At 40.4% G+C, this 20872-nt stretch carries 20 protein-coding genes and 1 tRNA gene; 16 read left to right on the top strand and 5 right to left on the bottom strand.

Features of this window, described 5'->3' with window-relative positions; all coding sequences use genetic code 11:
• The first annotated feature begins 204 nt into the window (after nt 1-204).
• A complete protein-coding gene (locus tag B5D29_RS07620; protein WP_078768981.1) occupies nt 205-2823 on the top strand; it encodes a S8 family serine peptidase in 2619 nt (872 codons plus the stop codon).
• A 113-nt stretch (nt 2824-2936) separates the two neighbouring features.
• The gene (locus B5D29_RS07615; RefSeq protein ID WP_078768980.1) at nt 2937-3395 is read left to right on the top strand and encodes a hypothetical protein; all 459 of its coding nucleotides are present in this window, start codon (nt 2937-2939) and stop codon (nt 3393-3395) included.
• Nucleotides 3396-3466: 71 nt separating this feature from the next.
• On the opposite strand, the gene B5D29_RS07610 is transcribed toward B5D29_RS07615, so the two are convergent.
• The gene (locus B5D29_RS07610; RefSeq protein ID WP_078768979.1) at nt 3467-5428 is read right to left on the bottom strand and encodes an NAD(+) synthase; all 1962 of its coding nucleotides are present in this window, start codon (nt 5426-5428) and stop codon (nt 3467-3469) included.
• A gap of 13 nt (nt 5429-5441) precedes the next feature.
• Entirely contained in the window at nt 5442-6317 is an 876-nt protein-coding gene (locus B5D29_RS07605; protein WP_078768978.1) for an aldose 1-epimerase family protein, read from the bottom strand.
• A 132-nt stretch (nt 6318-6449) separates the two neighbouring features.
• Between B5D29_RS07605 and B5D29_RS07600 the strand changes: the two genes are divergently transcribed.
• From B5D29_RS07600 to B5D29_RS07585, 5 genes are all read left to right on the top strand, one after another.
• Nucleotides 6450-7025, top strand: coding sequence for a hypothetical protein (locus tag B5D29_RS07600; protein WP_078768977.1), 576 nt, complete (start codon nt 6450-6452; stop codon nt 7023-7025).
• A 124-nt stretch (nt 7026-7149) separates the two neighbouring features.
• Entirely contained in the window at nt 7150-7368 is a 219-nt protein-coding gene (locus B5D29_RS08610; RefSeq protein ID WP_143406749.1) for a putative Se/S carrier-like protein, read from the top strand.
• Nucleotides 7365-8495, top strand: coding sequence for an aminotransferase class V-fold PLP-dependent enzyme (locus B5D29_RS07595; protein WP_159443439.1), 1131 nt, complete (start codon nt 7365-7367; stop codon nt 8493-8495). The genes B5D29_RS08610 and B5D29_RS07595 overlap by 4 nt, the downstream gene beginning before the upstream one ends.
• Before the next feature lie 78 nt (nt 8496-8573).
• Complete coding sequence (cdaA, locus tag B5D29_RS07590; RefSeq protein WP_078768975.1) at nt 8574-9494, top strand: diadenylate cyclase CdaA; 921 nt, start codon at nt 8574-8576, stop codon at nt 9492-9494.
• Nucleotides 9494-10783, top strand: coding sequence for a CdaR family protein (locus B5D29_RS07585; protein WP_078768974.1), 1290 nt, complete (start codon nt 9494-9496; stop codon nt 10781-10783). Before cdaA ends, B5D29_RS07585 begins: the two co-directional genes overlap by 1 nt.
• Before the next feature lie 40 nt (nt 10784-10823).
• On the opposite strand, the gene B5D29_RS07580 is transcribed toward B5D29_RS07585, so the two are convergent.
• Nucleotides 10824-11165: a type II toxin-antitoxin system PemK/MazF family toxin gene (locus B5D29_RS07580; RefSeq protein ID WP_078768973.1), complete on the bottom strand. Its 342-nt coding sequence runs from the start codon at nt 11163-11165 to the stop codon at nt 10824-10826.
• A 122-nt stretch (nt 11166-11287) separates the two neighbouring features.
• Between B5D29_RS07580 and B5D29_RS07575 the strand changes: the two genes are divergently transcribed.
• Nucleotides 11288-12499 carry a hypothetical protein gene (locus tag B5D29_RS07575; RefSeq protein WP_143406748.1) on the top strand — a complete coding sequence of 404 codons (1212 nt, stop codon included), beginning with the start codon at nt 11288-11290 and terminating at the stop codon, nt 12497-12499.
• Nucleotides 12500-12542: 43 nt separating this feature from the next.
• Here the strand turns inward: B5D29_RS07575 and B5D29_RS07570 are convergent, their stop codons facing one another.
• On the bottom strand, nt 12543-12971 hold the full coding sequence (locus tag B5D29_RS07570) for a GNAT family N-acetyltransferase (protein WP_078768971.1): 429 nt from the start codon (nt 12969-12971) through the stop codon (nt 12543-12545).
• Entirely contained in the window at nt 12964-14358 is a 1395-nt protein-coding gene (gene murC / locus B5D29_RS07565) for a UDP-N-acetylmuramate--L-alanine ligase (RefSeq protein ID WP_341465261.1), read from the bottom strand. Before murC ends, B5D29_RS07570 begins: the two co-directional genes overlap by 8 nt.
• A gap of 110 nt (nt 14359-14468) precedes the next feature.
• Here murC and B5D29_RS07560 point away from each other — a divergent pair, with 110 nt between their 5' ends.
• From B5D29_RS07560 to B5D29_RS07525, 8 genes are all read left to right on the top strand, one after another.
• Nucleotides 14469-15182 carry an NAD(P)-dependent oxidoreductase gene (locus B5D29_RS07560; protein ID WP_078768970.1) on the top strand — a complete coding sequence of 238 codons (714 nt, stop codon included), beginning with the start codon at nt 14469-14471 and terminating at the stop codon, nt 15180-15182.
• Nucleotides 15179-15739 carry a dipicolinate synthase subunit B gene (locus B5D29_RS07555; protein WP_078768969.1) on the top strand — a complete coding sequence of 187 codons (561 nt, stop codon included), beginning with the start codon at nt 15179-15181 and terminating at the stop codon, nt 15737-15739. The genes B5D29_RS07560 and B5D29_RS07555 overlap by 4 nt, the downstream gene beginning before the upstream one ends.
• 220 nt (nt 15740-15959) lie before the next feature.
• On the top strand, nt 15960-17099 hold the full coding sequence (locus B5D29_RS07550) for an ABC transporter ATP-binding protein (protein WP_078768968.1): 1140 nt from the start codon (nt 15960-15962) through the stop codon (nt 17097-17099).
• The gene (locus B5D29_RS07545) at nt 17086-17913 is read left to right on the top strand and encodes an ABC transporter permease (protein WP_078768967.1); all 828 of its coding nucleotides are present in this window, start codon (nt 17086-17088) and stop codon (nt 17911-17913) included. The genes B5D29_RS07550 and B5D29_RS07545 overlap by 14 nt, the downstream gene beginning before the upstream one ends.
• Nucleotides 17910-18725, top strand: a complete 816-nt coding sequence (locus B5D29_RS07540; RefSeq protein ID WP_078768966.1) for an ABC transporter permease — start codon at nt 17910-17912, stop codon at nt 18723-18725. Before B5D29_RS07545 ends, B5D29_RS07540 begins: the two co-directional genes overlap by 4 nt.
• Nucleotides 18722-19993 (top strand): ABC transporter substrate-binding protein, encoded by a 1272-nt coding sequence (locus tag B5D29_RS07535; protein WP_078768965.1) that lies wholly within the window; start codon nt 18722-18724, stop codon nt 19991-19993. Before B5D29_RS07540 ends, B5D29_RS07535 begins: the two co-directional genes overlap by 4 nt.
• A complete protein-coding gene (locus B5D29_RS07530; RefSeq protein WP_078768964.1) occupies nt 19980-20633 on the top strand; it encodes an HAD family hydrolase in 654 nt (217 codons plus the stop codon). Before B5D29_RS07535 ends, B5D29_RS07530 begins: the two co-directional genes overlap by 14 nt.
• Before the next feature lie 79 nt (nt 20634-20712).
• Nucleotides 20713-20797: transfer RNA gene (locus B5D29_RS07525), tRNA-Leu, on the top strand.
• The last annotated feature ends 75 nt before the right edge of the window (nt 20798-20872 follow it).

Raw genomic sequence — 20872 nt, 5'->3', positions numbered from 1 at the left:
AGTGTTTTACTTGCAGTTTTTTATTGCTTATAATAACATTAATTTAATATTTTGCTAAAATTTTATGGATGGATTTTGTGCAACTCGACTATAAAAAAATATTGAAATAGTCACCGAATTATGATATATTAATAGTATAATAATGTTAAAGAAATGTTATAATTAGGTTTTGACATGTTAATGCTGTGATTGGAGGTGCTCAATATGAAAAAGATGTTGTCTTTGCTTTTGTCTTTGATTCTTGTTATGAGCACCTTTGCGCCTATGAACTGCGTTATAGCGTCTGCGGCTTCGCAAATTGAAGTTAACCGAGCCACTGATGATTTGGCAGAAATGCTCTCTGAAGATGAAAAACTTTTGTCAGAAGATAAAAGCACTGTTGTCAACAGACGAATTATTCTAAAAACAGACGGCAAAAATGTCGATACATATAACAGCACTATGTCTGTTGATATGTATGGCTATACCATTGTTCAGTATGAGAATATTGAATCTGCATCTGTTGCTTTTTCAAGATTCGATGCTCTCGGCTACGAACCTGTTTATGACAAAATTTCCGTTTTTAATGAGGTTGATGAAGAAACAAGCGATTACGAACTTGACGGTTATTCCTATTCAAAATACAGAGATGAAAAATACGAATGGGGATATGCGATGTGCGACATTGACGAAGCGGTTGATTATTATAAGTATAAAGTCAACAGAGAAGTTGTTGTCGGTGTGATAGACAGCGGTATTCAGTACGACATTAATCTTTTTAAAAATCGTGTCGTTCGCTCAAATACCGATTTTTCAGTCAAATCCTCCCGTGATGAAATGGATGATTTCGGACACGGCACACAGGTTGCAAGCACTGTTGTAATGTGCACTCCTTCAAATGTAAAAGTTCAGGGCTTCAAGGTTTCAAATGACAATAAAATTACCGATTCAAGCGTACTCCTTGCTCTTTCTTATATCAAAAATATGAGTAAGCGTCCCGATGTCATCAATATGTCATTTAGCGGTACAGACATGGATAGCCATATTGAAAATGAAATTAACGAGCTTACCGCTATGGGCGTTGTCTTTGTCGGTTCAGCCGGCAATGACGGAGTAGAAAATGTCACCTTCCCGGCATCGTACGATAATGTTATCGCCGTTTCGGGTGTTGACAAGGATAATACTCCAAGTTCGTTTTCAAATTATGGTAATTGCATTGATATTGCCGCTCCGGGCAGATTCACAACCTACAAAGCAACAAGGAACAGCCCATCACCAAAATATCTATATTCAAGCGGAACTTCGTTTTCTGCTCCGATAGTTGCCGCTGCGGCTGCAATTGTTCGTATGGAACATTCAAATTATTCACCGTATGATGTGAAAAAACGACTTCTTGAATCTTGCATTCCGTTCAAGGAAAAGGACTGCTTCAAGAAATATGGCAAGGGCGTTGTTAATTTTACAAATCTTATTGACGGCACAAGATGCAAGATCGTAAATGCCAATTATCAAAGCGGTGTTTATCCGAGCGAAATCAGTGTAAAACTTGAATGTGCCAATACTTTGGTTGATATTATTTATACAACCGACGGCACTTTGCCTACTCTTAAAAACGGCAATAAGTATACGGAACCGGTTGTTATCAGCGAAAACACAAGGCTCATTGCTGTTGCATATGAAAGAACAGGCTCGGTATTCCACGGCAAATTTTTCTGTGCGGATTATTATATCGGCGAGCAGGAATTTATAACTGATGCAAACGGCGCTGTTGTTGCTTATTTGGGTGGCAAAAAAGATGTTGCGGTTCCTGATAAAATCAACGGTATTGCACCGTTATCTATTGCAGAAAATTGTTTTAGATACTGCGATGTCTGTAATGTTTCGTTGCCGAAATCTGTTAAAAACATCGGTGATTTTGCGTTTGCAGATTGTAATGCCGTTGCATGTAATTTTTCTGCACATGGCGTAAGAACTGTTGGCAAAAATGCGTTTGAACATTCAGGCTTTAATACAGTTATCCTTGAAAATTGCACCAAGGTTGAAGAAAATGCGTTTGAAAATGCAAAGTTGCAGACCGTTAAACTCGGCAGACTGACAAGAATTGAAAACAGCACTTTCAAAAACTGCAAAATGCTTCAAACAGCTTATCTTCCAAAATTGTTGGAATGCAGTTCGAGTGCTGCAAGTCCGTTTGAAAATTGCACTTCGCTCAAAACCTTGTTTGTGCCAAAGGCAACTTCATTGCATCTTGATATACCAAGCGAAGTTAATCTTTATGTAAACAATAATCTGTCCATTGATTTTGATGCAAAAGGAGATTATAAATATAACTTTATCGCACAGCTTCAAAACGGTATAAGCAAGTTGCGTGAATTTTTGGAAAAGCATTCTTTTGATCATTGCACATATAAGGATTCGGGTAACTTTGCAAACACAAAGGGTGCTCAAATCCGTGCCACAGATTCAGGTATGAGATTCGGTTTTAACTGGTCAAGGATTGATGAACTCGAAAACCTTGCTAATAATGTTGAATATGGTTTTGTCCTCAATTATGGCGACACGGATATGCTTGACATTGACAATGCGCAACGCAAGATTAAAGCCGAAAAAACCTTAAAAGACGACAACAAAACTTCGTTCAATCTTGTTATCAAAGATGTTCCTGTCAATCAAAGAGATACTGTCGTTTCTGTAAGAGCTTATGTAAATGTTGACGGTTGGTATTTCTATTCCCCGATTGTTAAGCGTTCTTACAATCAGGTTGCAACAGCTGTTCTCGGCGATGAAGAAGTGGATGATACTGTTAAACTCTCAGTCAGTGAAGTAATGGCGGAGGGGGAATAGTGTGAAAAATTACACTATACCGATTATATTGCCCTCAAAATTTGCCTGCGGCATAATTTTGAGATGGCTAAATTCCCACTATATGCCTTGTCCGGCTACAGAGAGGCGTGTGGATGATTGTTAATGAACTATTTGTAGCCGGAAAGGCTATGGGAATTAATATGAAAAAATTATTTTTGCCGTTGCTTGTGGCTTCCGTTTGCCTGTCAATGCTCACCGCTTGTTCACAGATCATTTCCGATACGGCAACAGATTCGACTAACGAAAATGAAGTGACCGTTTCTGTTACAGAGCAAAATTCAAATCCCGATTTGAGCACCACATCGTCAAATGTTTCTGTTGGTCAGGACGAAACAACTGCCAAAACCAATACAAGCAAAGCGGATAAAGCCGATAACGATGTTGTTTTTTCAAATAATGAAACAACAACTTCTGCTAAAAAAGCAGAAACCACATCGTCAGCAGTTGCTCCTTCACAGAATTTGAACGAAACAACAGTTGTCAACAACACAAAAACAGATAAAAATAAAATCACAACCGACAAAGACGGTTGGGTAGATAAATGGTATTGAAAATAATAATTTTCTCCAAACTAAAAGGCATAGCAGTCAAATGACTGTTATGCCTTTTTACTGTGTTTATATTACATAAAATCTTCAAAACTTGCGTCACTCGGCATTCTCCAATCGCCACGAGGGGAGAGCGAAACCGAGCCAACCTTTGGTCCGTCAGGAATACAATTTCTCTTGAATTGGCTGATGAAAAATCTTCTCATAAATACATCAAGCCACTTCCTTATTGTTTTTCTGTCATGAACTCCGTCAAATGCTTTTTCGGCAAGTTTTTGGAGCTTTTCTTTTGTAAAGCCGAATCTCACGAAATTGTAAAGGAAAAAGTCGTGCAATTCGTACGGACCGATGTTGTCCTCCGTCTTTTGAGCAATTTTGCCGTTTTCGTCAGGCGGAAGAAGTTCAGGCGAAACAGGTGTGTCGAGCACATCAAGAAGAATAGCCTTTGTCTTTTCGTCACTTTGACTTGCAACATATTCAACAAGGTATCTCACAAGTGTTTTTGGCACAGAGGCGTTCACTCCGTACATGCTCATATGGTCGCCGTTGTATGTGCACCAACCCATTGCAAGTTCTGATAAATCACCTGTGCCCACAAGCAAGCAACCCATCTTGTTCGCCATATCAAAAAGAATTTGTGTTCTCTCTCTTGCCTGTGTGTTTTCGTATGTAATGTCGTGCACATCCTCGCTGTGTTCAATGTCCTTTAAGTGCTGAATGCAAGCGTCTTTTATGCTGATTTCCTTGATAGTCACTCCGAGTGACTTCATCAATTCAATTGCGTTGTTGTATGTTCTGTCGGTTGTGCCGAAGCCCGGCATAGTGATGCCGATGATGTCCGTCATAGGTTTGCCGAGCATTTTCATACTCTCAACCGCAACAAGAAGTGCAAGCGTGCTGTCAAGTCCACCGCTGATGCCGATTACACATCCTTTTGAATTGATGTGCTCAAGCCTTCTTGCAAGTCCGCTTGCCTGAATTGCAAAAATTTCTTCGCATCTTTCACGCACTTCGTCTTTGTTACTCGGAACAAATGGGTGAGGGTCAATATATCTGAACTTCAAATCGTTGTCCGGATTTAATTCGATTTTAGGCTCGTCATCTTCATCTTCGTCATCGTCATCATTGTCAAAACAAAAATCACAAGGAAGTTCCATAGTATCAAACTCACTGATAGAATTGTTGCTGAAACTTGTGTCCTTTAGGCGAAGTGTGTTGAGCTTTTCGCAGTCGATGTCTGCAATGGTGATAACATTTTCACGGCTAAAACGCTTGCCCTCGGCGAGAATTGCTCCGTTTTCAGCAATGATTGTTGCTCCGCCGAAAACAAGGTCAGTTGTGCTTTCGTATATGCTTGCACCTGCATAAATATATCCGCAGATACATTTTGCCGACTGCGTTTCGATAAGTTTCTTTCTGTACTGTGCCTTTGAAACATATTCGTCACTTGCGGAAAGGTTAATTATGATGTTTGCACCCTCGGTCGCAAGTTTGTTTGACGGCGGGTTTGTTACCCACAAATCTTCGCATAATTCAACTCCGACAGTAACTTCGTCATCAAGTTTGATGAGCTTTGTTGTAGAAATCTCAAAACCGTATTCTTTGTCGTTTATCCATTCGCTGAAGTCTTCGTCCGTAGCTTCTGCAAACCATCTTTTTTCGTAAAATTCGTTGTAGTTTGGCAGATTCTTTTTTGGCACAGCCATCAAGATTTCACCTTTGTAAATTACAAATGCACAGTTGTAAAGTGAGTTCTTTATAGCCCACGGAGCACCCACAACCACAACAATGTTTCTGTCTTTTGTGTATTCAACAATGTCGAAAAGTGCTTCGTTTGATGCTTTAAGGAGTGATTTTGTAAAGAATAAATCTCCGCAGGAATATCCTGTTATCGAAAGCTCGGGAGTAACAAGAAGTCGCACACCTTGCTTTTCTGCATCGTATATTGCTTTTTTGATTTCAACCTTGTTGTAGCTTGGGTTTGCCACTTTCAATTTGAGGCTTGCCGAAGCTACTCTAAACATTCCGTAATTCATTTTTTGCCCTCAGTTATATCATTGTAATTTTGTACTTGAATCCTGCCTGTTCGTTCGGTTCAAGTATTGTCATTCCACGCTTTTTTTCAATCTCATTTGTTTCGTCGGAGCAGTTGGAAATTCCTGTCCACGGCTCAAGCGCAACAAAGTCGGCATTGCCGCACGCAGACCAAATAAGCAGGTTTGCCATATCTTGATATTCGATTTTTATGCCCTTGCCCCTCGGTCCGATAAGCGTTGCCGATTTTGGTGCAATGCTGTCAAATATCATTGCGTCTTTTTCTTCAAACAAGTTGTGGCGCATTGCAATTTCAGATTCGCCGTAAAAATCATCAAATCTGTTTTCAATGTTTATCAGTCCGCTGTGATGGTCGGGACGGAGATACCCGCCATCAAGTGCTTTGTCAAAAGCCACCTTGTAATCTTCAAACTTTTCGTTTTCGTCAAGCGGACAGTTAAATGCCGGGTGACCGCCGATAACAAACGGCATCTTTTTCTTGCCTGTGTTTTTAACAAGATATTCAACGCTTACCGTTGAACCTACAAGCGTGTATTTCACTTCAAGTTCATAGTCAAACGGAAAAGCCATTCTTGTTTCTTCGCTTGATTTTTGAATGAACGCAATTGAATTTTTGCTTTGTTCTTTGAGTTCAAACGGATTTATTCTTGCAACGCCGTGGCGCTTCATAACGCATTTTTCTCCAAATGCCGTGCCCTTGTTGTTCGGCAACATTCCAACAATAGGAAAGCAGATCGGTGCTTGACCGCTCCAATGTTCTTCGTCGCCCTGCCAAAGATATTCCGTTGAGTTTTTGAGCAGAGAAGTGAGCATTGCCCCTTCTTGCAAAATGCAAACCTCGGCTTCGTTGCTTGTGATTTTGTATTTCATAATTTCACCTTAAATTCAGTAATATATACATATTTTAATTATAACTTAAAATAATTTATAATGCAATATTGAAAATGCACGCAATATGATATACAATACATTTAAAGATTTATGTGATGTTAGGAGTTAAATATGGATTTATATTCATTTATTCACGAGGCAATATTTGAGGAAAAAGACAAGTATACCCGCCTTTATGAACTTATATGGTCAGAATTTGAACAAGACGGCTTTGTAATTACCGATGAGCCGGGACACGAGATTGACGATATTTTCAAGGCAACAGCTATTCAAAATCTTATCGGTGAGTTTGAATATCGCCTTTATGATGAGGTCAACGAAACCGGCTATGAGGATGTTGTTGATTATCTTGCGCAAATCGGCTTTTCACAGGAAGATATTATTGCTTATTGCGAGGCTGATGAAAATATCGACACCTTTGATGATGACGAAGAACTTAAAATTAAAAACGGGTTTGATTATATGACCGAGATTGTTGCCGACAAACTTCTTGAATGTTTTTCACCCGATGATTTGTTCGATTACTTCTTTACGGCAACCTACGATTTTGTTCAGGATTTCACCTTCGATTTTGAAGATGTGGACGAATTTATGGCTTTTGTTGATTCAAACAGCGAAAGATTGGATGATTATAAAGAAGAATATCCGTCCGTTATGTCTTGGATAGAATCTGGTATGATAGTATAAAATAATGTTGTTTTATAGAGGCGAGTGTTCGCCTCTTTTTTGTGTCCAAAATAAATATGATGCAAAAACCTCCTTTTGTGCATACTATGTAATATATGTATACACTTGTAAACGAGGTGATTTCGTGAAATGTGAAATTAAGTTAGGTTCTGTAACCAACGCACAACGAGGCTCAAAATTGCTTCGGCGTTACGGCATCAAGCCTACTGTGTCAAGAATAGAAAATCCTGCTGTCGGTGACGGTTGTGGCTTCGTTATCGGCATTGACTGTGCGGATTGCGACACGGCAAAAAGTTTGCTTGCTCAAAACGGAATAAGAATACTCGGGGTGAGGGAATTGTGATTTATTTTGACAATGCCGCCACAACCTACCCAAAACCCTCGTCGGTGCTTGCTTCCGCTGTTTTGGCAATGAAAAAGTATTCGTTCAACAGTGGCAGAGGCGGTTATAAGGAAAGCATCCGTGCAGGTGAGATGATTTATTCCGTGCGTGAAAAAGTTGCAGATATGTTTGGATTTGAACCGCAAAATGTGGCTTTCACCAAAAACTGTACCGAGGCTCTCAATATGGCAATTAAGGGGAGCGTCAAGCAAGGCGACCATATTATCATTTCTTCTCTTGAACATAATTCCGTAAGCCGTGTTGCCCAAAAGTTGGCTGATAGCGGTACGATTGAATATGACATTGCACGCTATTCGTTTGATGATGACGAAACGGTTAAGAATTTTGAAAATCTCATCAAACCTAACACAACCGTTGTTGTTTGTATGCACTCGAGCAATGCTTTCGGTGTGACATTTCCTGTTGCAAAAATCGGCGAAATGTGCAAGAATCACGGCATAAGATTTATTGTTGACGGTGCACAGGGCGCAGGAGTTGCTGACATAAATGCAAAAAGGGATAATATAGACATTCTTTGTGCTCCGGGGCATAAGTGCCTTTTCGGTGCAATGGGCACGGGCTTCATTGCCGTAAAGGACGGTGTTCAACTTTCAACAATCGAGGAGGGTGGCACGGGCAGTAACTCTATGTCGCTCAAGCAACCTGATTTTTTACCCGACAGGCTTGAATCGGGAACACTTAACAATTCGGGTATTATTTCTCTCGGCAAGGGTATTGATTATATCAACACATATGGTACGGATGCGATTTATTCTCACGAGTTGTCGCTTGCTCGCCACACTTATTCCGCACTTGACGGCATTGACGGAGTAAAACTCTACACTCCGCTTCCCGAAAAAAACAAAACAATGCCGATTATTTCTTTTAATTTTGCAGATTATTCAAGCGAAAAAACTGCGTCAATTCTTGCAAAAAACAATATTTGCACAAGGGCGGGCTTTCATTGCACTCCGCTTGCACACAAGCATTTCGGAACTGCCGACCGTGGCACAGTTCGTGTGAGTTTTGGTGCGTTCAACACGGTTTATGATTGTGAAGCACTTATTAATGTTGTAAAAAAGTTGTGAATTTAGACTTAAATCTACTTTATTTATCGTGTGATGTGTGGTATTATATATGTAACTTAATTTATAGGACTGAAAAAAATGCCACTGTTTGATTTATTTATACAATTCAGATTTAGATATTTAAAAAATCTCGGCAATTCAATTATAGATTTCTTTTCTCAAATCAAAGGGCTTTTTCGCACCTTCGGTATAATTGATGTTGTCGATATACTTTTTGTTGCCATTGTTATTTACCTTGTTGTCAGAGTAATAAGAGAAACAAGGGCAATGCAACTCATCAAAGGCTTTTTGCTCTTGACCATTGTTTATCTTGTTGTAACCTTCCTCGGAATGGGCGCTTCAAGCTATATTATGAGGATGATATTCAACAATATCCTCATTATTCTTGTTATTTTATTTGGACCCGAAATTCGTAAGATTTTGGAACAGGTCGGCAAGGGCAAGGCAACTAATTTTGTCAAAGAACTCTTCAATTCGGGCGTTGCTATTGATGTTGCCGAAATGAAGCAAACTATTGATGCAACCTGCAAATCTTGTGCAGAAATGGCTGATGCAAAAATCGGCGCTCTTATCGTGTTCGAAAACGAAACGCTTTTGGGCGACATCATTGCTTCGGGTACGGTTGTTGATGCCGTTCCGTCAAAGGAAATTATCGGCAATATCTTCTATCCGAAGTCACCGCTTCACGATGGCGCAATGGTTATCAGAGGCAATAGTATTTATGCGGCAGGTTGTATTTTGCCTCTTACAAAGAATAATAATCTTTCTTCTCAACTCGGAACCCGTCACAGAGCGGCACTCGGATTGAGTGAGCAAAGCGATGCTATCGTTTTTGTTGTAAGTGAAGAAAGGGGCGAAATCAGTTGTGCCGTCAACGGTACACTTCGTCGTGACATTTCAACAGGCGATATGCGTGACATTTTGACCCAGCAGTACATCCCTGACACTTTCTCCTCGGATGACAAGATTATTTCAAAGCTGAAAAGGAGGTTTAAGTAATGAGTAAAAATAATACTTCCGAAACAGTAAAAAAAGAAAAATCAAAATTTTCCTTTTCAGACCTTGTATACAACGATAAGTACCTCATAGTTTTGTCGATATTCTTGGCTGTTATTGTGTGGATTGGCTCGTCACTCAGTGTCGGTGCGGATGACACAAAAACAATCAAAGTAACTGCTCCTATTGAACTCAGCGGTAAACTTTCGGGCATCGGTATGCAGTACTATGCACTTCAAAATTCTGTTGATTTGAGCATTACTTTGTCCGGTCAAAAATATGTCATCGGTCAGGTTACGGCAGATGATTTGAACATCACCTTTGATACCTCGGCGGTTAACAGAACCGGCAATCAGTCAATCCCGATTCGTGTAACCAACAAATCAAAACGACTTGATTATACGGTTGAATCTGTTTATCCAAGCTCAATTGAGGGCTATTTTGATGTCAACACAACCAAGACATTTGATGTTGATGTAAAGTTTGACAGGGACAAGGTGGCGGACGGCTATGTTTTCGGTACGCCTGTTCTCAGCGAGGATAAAATTGTTGTTTCAGGTCCTAAAACCTATGTTGACAAAATTGACAATGCTTATTGCGAGGTTGATTTCGGCGACAAAACAAATCTCACCGAGCCGTTCACACAGGACTGCGATATTGAACTTGACGGCAACGGCGTTGAAACAAGCTATATCACAATAACAAACAGAACAGATGAAAACACACCGCTTACCTCACTTTCGGTTACTATTCCGGTGCTTCAAACCTGCACTTTGCCGGTTACCACAACATTTGAGGATAAGCCTACCGGATTGGCAAAAGACATTGTCAGCGTTTCTTATTCAAAGAATCAGCTTTATGCCGGTGCTCTTTCAACGGCGAATATTTCAACCGCAAATATCGGCACTATCTATTTTGGCGATTTGACAGTCGGAAGTCACGATTTTGAATTTGATGTAACAAATTTGAACGGTATTTCTGTTCTTGACGGAACAAAGAAAATCACCGCAAAGGTTACTGTCAGCAATTCGTATTCCGAGCATAAGGTCAGAATAAATAAGGATGACATCATCATTGAGGGCGCAGAGCAGGGAAGCAAACTTTCGGTCAAGTCGATTGACAGCACAATCGTAACTGTTCTTGCACCTAAAAAAGCAAGCATCAATTCTTCAAATCTTACCTTGAAATGTGATGTTTCAAAGAAGAATGACAAAAATCAATATCCGATAGAAATCATTGTTTCAAACTCAAAGGCTTGGGTATACGGAAAATACTACGCTACTATTGAATAAAAACACAGGTATTCGCTTTTTTGCGAATACCTGCTTTTTGTTATAATCCCATTGATATTGTTATTGCATTGTTGATTTTGGTCATATCGCTTGTCGGCAAAGTACCCATCTTTTCTTTCAGTCGTCTTTTGTCAATTGTTCGCACCTGCTCAAGCAGCACAACGCTGTCTTTTGCAAGTCCGCAATCGTGAGCGTTCACCTCAATGTGTGTCGGCAAATTTGTTTTGCCTTGTTGGCTTGTGATGGCAGAAACTATCACGGTTGGCGAAAATTTGTTGCCCACATCGTTTTGAACTATTAATACAGGTCTTACTCCTCCTTGCTCACTTCCTACAACGGGACTTAAATCGGCATAGTAGATGTCGCCTCGTTTAATGTTCATTTTATTCACCCTTTAAAATTTTCTTTATATCATTATGATTAACACAAATTCTTTCTTTTAAACATCTATTACATAATATTCATAATTTGCATAAAGGTTTTTTTATTGGGTATATTCTTAATATGAATATTTTTACATCTAAAGATAGGCTGATTACTCGCCTAAAATATCCCGTTGCCGTAACGGCTCTGTATGTTCTCATCGTTCATATAATCTCTCTTGTGTTGCCAAAATTCAGCTTTGATGTCGAGGTAGTCACTTCTTTGTTGTGGTCTGCCTGTGTCGGTATGTTTTTGGGATTTTATGAATATAAAGAATCAAGCAAAAGTTTTGTTGTTGCTATATCGCTTCTTTGTGCAAATTCCGTTTTCTTCCTGCTGACCTCTCACACTTTGGGACTGACTGTGATTGTTGCATTGGCAGTCGGTGTTGTTCTGCTCGGCAATAATCTCGACTTTGAATACCTGCTTATAACCACCTCACTTTTGGGTGTCGGAGTCGGTCTGATTTTTGGCATTTGTGATGAACTGTTGCAAATGTATGTCAGAGAGTTCACTCTGCTGATTAAGGGCAGGGCAGTCCTTTTCGGAATTCTGAATGAGGTCTATTCCGCCTTTTTTGGAGGTTATTTTTCAGATTTGATTTATACCACCGATTGTAGCGTTGCAACTTTGCTGAATGGCAAAATCACCGCAGGTGTGCAAAATGTGTTTTTGTCCTCACCAAAAGTACCGCAATCATCCGTTGCCGATTATCTGACCGGCAAGTATTTTGTTAATATATTTTTGACTTTCGGCACGCTGCTTGCTTTGTTCAAAAAGACGAGCAAACGCTATTTGTTTTCATTCTTGCTTCCGTGCCTGCTGTCGGTCATTTTTGGAGATAACACGCTGTTGCTCCTGTTTTTGCTGTTTTATAATCCGCTGATTTTTGTGGGCTATGTCTTTGTCGGCGGTGTCGGATATTTTGTTTCTGCACTCGTTGATATTCGTATTGGATTTGAAAAATATGCTTCGCTGTTCAGCCTTTTCAAGTATGGCAGAAGTGTCGGATATTTTCTGCTTGTCGGTTTCGTCCTTGCTGTGCTGATGTATTTTGTTGTTCAAATTGTTGTTGCCAAGTTTGATATGGATAATCAAAAATACTATCCCAAGGATGTGCGTGCACTTGTCAAAGCACTTGGCGGAGAACGAAATATAGAAAATCTCGAAAACGGCGTTTTGACCGTTCGCAATCCTAATTTGATTGATATATTAAAGGTCGATTGTGAGATTCATCAAAACACCGTCATTCTAATAGATAATGATTACAATTTGTTAAAAGAATATTTTTGATATACAAAAAGCCGCCAAAATATAAACTTTGACGGCTTTGTTTTTATAATTCTTTTTTCATTGCAATGTGCGGGATGTCCTCTTCGGGATAAACATCGCCGTACGCCTTGTAGCCGAGAGCCTCATAAAAGCCCTGTGCCTGTGTTTGTGCAGAAATGAAACTTTCCTTTGCACCGAGTTTTTTCATTTCCTCCTCGGCTTTTTCAAGCACCTTTCTGCCACAGCCTGTGCCACGGTATTCCTTTAGCACTGCAATTCTGCCTGCGTGCCAAGTGTCGCCGTGCTCTTTGTAAAATCTTGATGTGGCAATCGGCTTGCCGTTGTCGTACATAACAATGTGCTTGGCTTCCTTGTTGTCGTCAAGTTCGTCTATCTCATGGCTTTTTTGCACGCCCTGTTCATCGCAAAACACAGTGAATCTGATGAATTTTGAATCGTCTGTCGCTGTGTCGGTTATCTTAAATTCAAACATTTTGTTCTTCTCTTTCCTTTAGCTTTTTGCACATCATTCGTGCCACCTTGTATACATCTCCGCAACCAAGAGTGATTACCAAATCGCCGTCCTCTGCGTTGTCGCATACATAATCACAAATTTCTTCAAAAGTGTCGAGCTGAACTGCACCAGGAATTTTGCTCGAAAGGTCGGTTGCCTTTATTCCGATTGTGTTCACTTCACGACTGCCCATAATTGCACTTACAACGCACCTGTCTGCAATTTGCAAAACCTTTGCAAAGTCGTCAAGAAGCAGGGAAGTTCTTGAAAATGTGAACGGCTGGTGCACTGCCCAAACATGCTTGTATCCCATCTTTTTTGCAGCCTCAAGAGTAACCTTGATTTCGGCAGGATGGTGTGCATAGTCGTCTGCAAATGTAACTCCGCAGTATGTGCCGAGTTTTTCAAATCGTCTTGACGCACCGCCAAAATGCTTCAATCCCTCAAGGATTTTTTCAACTTCCGCACCGCTTTCGTATGCTGCCGCAAATGCACAAAGCGAGTTCAAAATGTTATGCTCACCCGGAACGGAAAGTACAACTCTTGCAACAAATTCGTTGTTGTGGTATGCGTCGTATTCACTGTGGAAACCGCCCGGAACATCAATGTTTTTTGCCACCCATTCGTTGCCGTCATTTCTGCCGACAGAAATGAGCTTTTTGCCCTCAATGCCTTTGAGCGTGTCAACCGTGTTGGCATCGTCACCGTTATAAATGATTGTCTTTGTGGTGAGGTCTGCAAATTTTCTGAATGATTTTTTGATGTTGTCAAGATTGCCGAAGAAATCAAGGTGGTCCTCGTCAATGTTGAGGATGACAGCCATATCAGGATTCATATGCAAAAATGTATTGTTGAATTCACAGCTTTCGCACACAAAGTTTTGACTGTGTCCGTATCTGCCGTATGCGTCTATCAATGGCAATTTTCCGCCGATAACAGCAGATGGGTCAAGCCCCGCTTCCATAAGAATTTGGGTTATCATTGATGATGTTGTTGTCTTGCCGTGAGTTCCGCAAACACCTATGCAGTTTGAAAAAATACGGCTGAGTGCACCGAGTGCCTCTGCTCTTTCAAAGCAAGGAAAGTTTGCTTTTGCGTATTCAAGTTCCGCATTGCCCGCAAGGATTGCATTTGTGTATATAACAAGTTGTGTGTCATCGGCAATGTTTTCAGGCTTCTGACCCAAAAACACCTTTGTACCCTCTTTTTCAACTCTCCTGAAAGTTTCGGTGTCGTTGTTGTCCGAGCCTGTCAATTCGTATCCGAGGGATAACAAAATCTCTGCAATAGGGCACATTCCTGCACCGCCAATGCCGATAAAATGTATCTTTTTGCTCTCTTTGAGTAATTCATCTATATTTTTCAAGGATATTCCTCCCGATTAATCATATTATCTTTTTTATTATACTACCTAATTTGCAAAAAATAAACACCCTTTTTATATTATTTCATAAAATATAAAAGGTGGTAGTAAATATGACAAATTTTTATGTTGCGTCTTTTGACGATAAAAGGGTAGCTTATGCAAGCGATTATCTCCAAAAATTTGGGTATAAGGCTGTTGATAATCTTTCAAAGGCGGACTTTGTTTTGACAGGCGTAAATCCGCCAAGCCTTGATGCTTACCGAGATTTTCACATATGTGCGGGAAATGTGTCGGGCGACAATGTTTTTGATTATACAAAAAATGAACGCTTCGCAGCCGAAAATGCTTATTATACAGCCGAATCAGCCGTGTGTATTGCCTGCCAAAACAGCGATTTGAGTCTTATCAATTCAAATGTGCTAATTTTGGGATATGGCAGAATTGCAAAAGCTCTCCACAGATTTTTAATTCCGTATACATCGCACATAACCGTGTGTGCACGAAACGGTGTTCAACGAACAACGGCTGAAATGAACGGTGCTTTGGCCGTAACCCTTGACGAACTTGAACAGCAAAACGATTTTGATTTTGTGTTTAACACAGTACCTCATCCTATAATCAACGAAAGGGAACTTCGCTTGTTCAAAAAGGATGCGTTGCTTGTTGATTTGGCATCGTTTCCGGGTGGAATTGATGTGCATTTTACCGAATCACTAGGACTGAATTTGATTGTGGCAAGAGGACTTCCTGCAAAGTATTCGCCAAAATCAGCAGGAGAAACAGTTGCAAAAGCAGTAATTGAACATATAGGGGTGACGCTGTGAAAATAGGATATTGCCTTACAGGCTCGTTTTGTACATTCAAAAAAAGCATTGAGGCTATGCAATCACTTGTAGACAGCGGTCACATTGTCACTCCGATTATGTCGTTCAATGCTTATAATATTGACACAAGATTCGGAAATGCTAAAGATGTGAGGGAGAAGGTCGTTTCAATCTGTGGTAGAGATATAATTTCAACCATTGATTCTGCCGAACCGATTGGACCGAAGCATATGTTTGATGTGCTGTGTGTTGTTCCATGTACTTCCAACACGCTCGCCAAACTTGCAAACGGTATAAACGACACTCCCGTCACAATGGCGGTAAAATCACATCTCCGCAACGATAAGCCTGTTGTTATCGGTGTTTCAACAAATGATGCCCTCGGTGCTTCGGCAAAAAATATCGGTGTTCTTATGAACAATCGCAACTTCTATTTTGTCCCTATGGCGCTCGATAATCCTTGCGAAAAGCCTCGTTCCTTGGTCTGCGATTTTTCAAAAGTAGAGGGCACAATCAAGTGTGCTATTGACGGCGTGCAGTTCAACCCAATTCTTTAGTCTATTAAGGCTCCTCTTGTTGCAAGGGGAGCTGTCGCACCTTGTGTGCGGCTGAGGGGTTAAATTAAAACGACGCAATATTTTTTCGACATTATTTTTAAAAATATATTGACATTATAATATAAAAAATATATATTTGTCTTAATGCAATTTTTTAATTGTAAATCGTGAGGGGGTTGGTGAGTCTTTCCAACGCCTGCAATAAAGAGGAAGTGCATAATTGAAAAAGATTATTGACTTGAAGAATATCACCGTGAGTTATGGTGATAACACAGTTTTGGAAAATCTGAATTTATACATCAACGAAAAAGAGTTTATAACCCTGTTAGGACCATCAGGATGCGGTAAAACCACAACTCTTCGCGCCATTGCCGGCTTTGTCAAGCCCGATAGCGGAGATATTATATTTGAGGGTAAACGCATCAACGACCTGCCTGCACATAAGCGTAGAGTCAATACCATCTTTCAGCGTTATGCTCTTTTTTCTCATTTGAATGTATATGAAAATATAGCATTCGGACCTCAACTTCAAAAGAAGCCGAAAGAGGAGGTTCGTCAAATCGTTGCCGATATGCTCAAACTTGTCAACCTTAAAGGCTTTGAAAAACGCCCGATTAACTCGCTTTCAGGCGGTCAGCAACAGCGTGTTGCCATCGCAAGAGCGCTTGCAAACAAACCGCATATTCTCCTTTTGGACGAGCCTCTCGGTGCGCTTGACCTCAAGCTTCGAAAGGATATGCAACGAGAACTCAAAAACATTCAGCAGGAGCTTGGTATAACCTTTATTTATGTTACCCACGATCAAGAGGAAGCACTCTCTATGAGCGATACCGTGGTTGTTATGGATAAGGGCAAAATCCAGCAAATCGGCACTCCCGAGGATATTTATAACGAGCCTGTCAACGCTTTTGTAGCCGACTTCATCGGCGAAAGTAATATTGTTGATGCAATTATGCTTGAGGATTATCTTGTAACTTTTGGCGGTGTCAAGTTCAAGTGCTTTGATAAGGGCTTTGACAAAAACGAATTCGTAGAGGCTGTTGTTCGCCCTGAAGATATTTTAATCAGAGAACCGGGCACACAGGCTTCTCTTACAGGTAAGGTAACTTCCGTAACATTCAAGGGTGTTCATTTTGAAATCCTTGTTGATGTAAACGGCTTTATTTGGATGATTCAAACCACAAGGGATGACATCCATGTTGATGACACTATCGGTATGCACATCGAACCTGACGCTATTCATATTATGAAGCGTAGCGAATATTCGGGCGAATTCGGTGACTATTCTTCATTCTCTGACGAGATGGATCACATTTCCGATGCGTCATATAATTGGGAGGACGAAAATGAAGAAGAGTAGTCTTTCTCAAAAAATGCTTGATAAGCCTTATTTGCTTTGGTCTGTGCTTTTCATCATTGTTCCGCTTGTTATGGTTGTGTTCTATGCTTTCACCGATAAAACAGGTGCGTTCACTTTTTCAAATATTGCACAGATAAAAAACTATTTTCCAACCATTTTGTTGTCGGTTCTTTATGGCTTGGCGGCAACGGTTATTTGCGTGATTATCGGCTATCCGTTTGCCTACGCTCTTTCAAAGCACAGCGTCAACACTCAAAGAACTATGGTGCTCCTTGTTATGCTTCCAATGTGGATGAATTTTCTAATCCGCACATACAGTCTTATGACCATTTTGGGCGACAGCGGAGTAGTGAACAACTTGCTCAACGCTCTCGGATTAAAGAGTGTTCATATGATTAACACAGGCGGTGCGGTCATTTTCGGTATGGTTTATAATTTCCTGCCTTATATGATTTTGCCGATTTATACCGTTCTTTCAAAACTTGACAATTCGCTTGTTGAAGCGGCTCACGATTTGGGTTCCGGCAGAGCAACAACCTTCAGAAGAGTAATTTTGCCTTTGTCGTTGCCGGGTCTTTTGTCAGGCATTACAATGGTGTTTGTGCCTTGCGTTTCAACTTTCTACATCACACAAAAACTTGGCGGCGGTCAGATTGTTCTTATCGGTGATGTTATCGAAACTCAGTTTCAATCGGCTAATAACTATCATCTCGGTGCGGCACTCAGCTTTGTTCTTATGATTTTGATTTTCGTATGCCTCGGAGTAATGAATTACTTTGATGACGGCACACAGGACGGAGGTGTCGTTATATGAAAAATAAGGTTTCGTTTGCGTCAAGACTTTATATGGTGCTCATATTCGTTTTTCTGTACGCACCTATTGCCGTAATGACCGTGTTTTCGTTCAATTCGGGTTCTTCAACCTATATTATGGACGGCTTTTCAACCTCTTGGTGGGTTGAGATGTTTCACGACACAGCCGCTATGAATGCACTCAAAAACACTGTTTTGCTTGCGCTTGTAACAATGGTTGTTTCCACTGTGCTTGGCGTTATGGCTTCGGTCGGTCTGTTTATGCAGAAAAACAAATTGTACAAAAAAACAATGATGAATGTCACAAACATTCCTATGATGAATCCTGAAATTGTAACAGGTATTTCAATGATGCTTTTGTTTGTGTTTGTCGGCACGCTTGTCAATGTAAAAGAGGTGCTCGGCTTCACAACACTTCTCATTGCTCATGTCACATTCTGCTTGCCGTATGTTATTTTGAATGTTATGCCAAAACTTCGTCAATTCGATATGAATGTCTACGAAGCGGCGGTTGACCTCGGTTGTAAACCGTTCAAGGCTTTTATGAAGGTCGTTATGCCTGAAATTATGAATGGAATCATCACGGGTTGCATTATGTCGTTCACATTGTCACTTGATGATTTCATCATTTCGTATTTCACCAACGGACCGTCATTTCAGACCTTGCCGATTTATATTTTCTCTCTCACCAAAAAGAGAGTAAAGCCTGATATGTTTGCATTGTCAACCCTTATGTTCCTTGTCATTCTTGTGCTTTTGATTTTTATGAACATCGCACAAGCAAGGGCAGAAAAAAAGGAGGCGGCAAAATGATTAAATTTAAAAGAATTGTTGCTTTTCTTATGTGCTTTGTGTGTGCTTTGCCGTTGATGAATGTCACGGCTTATGCCTATGAGGATTATTTTTCCGATGAGCAAAAGGCTTATTATAAGTCTCTCGGGCTTCAGGGCACAACCGTCAATGTGTACAATTGGGGCGAATATATTTCCGATGGCGGAGAAGGCTCAATGGATGTTGTCCGTGAGTTTGAAAAACTTACAGGTGCAAAAGTCAATTATACCAATTTTGAATCAAATGAGAATATGTATTCCAAGCTTTCGGGCGGTGGCGTTTCTTATGATGTAATCACTCCGTCTGATTATATGGTTGAGCGTCTTATTGACGAAGATATGCTCATTCCGCTTGATTATTCAAATATTCCGAATATGAAGTATATGCGTGAGGATTGTTTAAATCTTCCGTTTGACCCTGAACAGAAGTATTCTGTTTGCTTTAATACAGGCTATACCGTTCTTATGTATAATAAGAAATTGGTTAAAGAAAAGCCTGATTCTTGGAAAGTCTTGTGGGATGAGCAGTACAAAGGTAAGGTGTTGATGTTCAACAACAGCCGTGATGCGTTTGCCATTGCTCAAAAATTGTTGGGGCAGAGCCTGAACACTCAAAATGAGCAAGATTGGGTAGATGCCGCAAAACTCCTTGCCGAGCAAAAAGATAAGGTTAATCCTGTTTATGTTATGGACGAGGTGTTCAACCTTATGGAATCGGGTGAGTACGCATTTGCAACTTATTATGTCGGCGATTATGTCCTTATGAACGAGAATAATCCCGATTTGGGTTATGCTTATCCAAAAGAGGGCGTAAATGCCTTTTATGACGCTTTTTGTATTCCAAAATGCACGCAGAACAAAAAAGGTGCAGAAGCGTTTATAAACTTTATGCAAGAGCCGGAGGTTGCGCTTGCAAATGAGGAGTATATTTTCTATGCTTCCGCAAACAAGGCGGTCCAGGAAAACGAGGAATGTTCGCTCTACGGCAACGATGCGGTTTATCCTGACCCTGCACCTAAAAGCGAGGTATTTGAAAATCTTCCGCAGAATATTCTTGAATTTGAAAACAATTTGTGGTCAAGCGTAAAAAGCGGAAATCTCTCTGTAAACAGCAAAAAAACAGAACGCAAGATTTATATTGAATCCGGTATAGTGGCAGGTGTTGTTGTTATAGCGGTTGCTACCTATTTTGTCAGAAAACGAAAAAAGGATAAGGAACAGGATTTGGGTGATTTGTATGAGCAAAATTAAATGTGCTATATTTGATTTGGACGGCACACTTGTCAACACTATTGATGATTTGGCAGGTGCAACCGAAATATTGCTTAAAAAGTATAATTTTGAAGCAAATTGGTCTTTGGATGATTACAAAAAGTTTGTGGGCAACGGTGCAAAAAAACTTGTTGAGCGTGCCTTTGACCATACTTTGGATGAGCAAACACTCAATGACAGATACGAAGAATTTAAGATTATATATGATGAAGTAAAGCTTGACCATGCTCATGCTTATGACGGCATAAAGGAACAACTCCAAATCCTCAAGGATATGGGAGTGAAACTTTGCGTTGTTTCAAACAAACCTGACATCGCCGCTCACGGTATGGTTGAGCATATTTTCGGCAAAGGATTTTTTGATTACATCACAGGTTGCATTGACGGACTTCCGACCAAGCCTGACCCAACAACTACTTTGAGGGCACTTTCGGCAGTTGACTGCAAGCCTACAGAGGCAATTTTCTTCGGCGACAGCGAGGTTGATATGCGAACTGCCAAAAATGCCAATATAGAAGCAGTAGGTTGCTCTTGGGGTTTTAGATCTTTCGAAACTCTTTTTGCAGAGCATCCGTCAGTGATAATAGACGAAACAAGCTACATATCAAGTTTATTTTAAAAGCTCAAAAAAACTTTAAAAAAATTTAAAAAAAGTGTTGACATTTGTAGTCTGTTCTGTTATACTTCTAACTGTTGACGCGAGAGTGGCGGAATCGGCAGACGCGCACGTTTGAGGGGCGTGTGGGGCGACTCGTACGGGTTCAAGTCCCGTCTCTCGCACCAAAAAATAGCAATTACCATTTGGTGATTGCTATTTTTTATGCTATGAGATGTGTGATTTGAACCGTCTTGTATGGG

It is taken from the genome of Eubacterium coprostanoligenes, assembly GCF_900167205.1.
Taxonomy (GTDB): Bacteria; Bacillota; Clostridia; order Oscillospirales; family Acutalibacteraceae; genus Eubacterium_R; species Eubacterium_R coprostanoligenes.
The sequence above is the reverse complement of the archived record's forward strand: the minus strand, read 5'-3'. Positions and strand labels throughout refer to the sequence as shown.